The organism is candidate division WOR-3 bacterium (assembly GCA_039802005.1).
Classification (GTDB): domain Bacteria; phylum Hydrothermota; class Tepidihabitantia; order SM23-42; family JAOAFX01; genus JAOAFX01.
The window spans coordinates 1-673 of record JBDRVV010000034.1 but is presented as its reverse complement, the minus strand read 5'-3'; the positions used below and the strand labels follow the sequence as shown (position 1 = coordinate 673).

Below are 673 nucleotides of genomic sequence, written 5' to 3'. Positions count from 1 at the left end.
ATAGATGTGACATCTATAACCTTTTCAGGGATTAAGTCATAAAATCCAAAGGCATAGGTTGTGCTCACATAAGAAGGTGAATATAGGGCATTGGCAAGGAAAATTCTTGATGGCTCAATTTTTCTATCATTCTCATTCAAAATATAAAGCCCTCTTTTAAGTTTAATAACCAACCCCTTCTTCTGCCATCCCCTTAACTGAACTTTAAGGGTTTGTGTTTTCCTATCAATATTGAAAATATGAGTTAGTGAAATGATAGGAAAATTCCTAACTGCATTTTTAAATTCTAAATATTTCATTTCCGTAAGTTATAAAAATTTATTATTTATAGAAATAGTATAAACAAAAAATCAAAATTGTCAAGCATCCGAATACTCACTTCCACTTACGAAGTGGAAGTGGCGGTTAAAAATAACCCCTGATAATGCACGAAATCTCAAGAGTTTTTCATTCCACTTCGTAAATGTAAGAATTTTTTCTGATTGAATTTTATGGTGTGGATGGACTAAATGTAAAATGTTAAGATGCGATCCTGTTGTTCCCCAAATAGGGAGAAAGTGTTTTTTAAAATTTTTAATGTAGAAAGTAGAGATCTGACCCCCATGCTTCCGCCATGCTTAAGGTTAACTCCATCTTTCCTCCTTGCGGTCACAAAATAACCATCTATCTTTAA

The 673-nt window shown here is 32.8% G+C and carries 1 protein-coding gene; it reads right to left on the bottom strand.

Going from position 1 to position 673, the window contains the following annotated elements; genetic code table 11:
* The coding region (locus ABIL69_09880) for a hypothetical protein (protein MEO0124293.1) at nucleotides 1-299 on the bottom strand (299 nt) is incomplete at its 3' end.
* Nucleotides 300-673 lie beyond the last annotated feature (374 nt).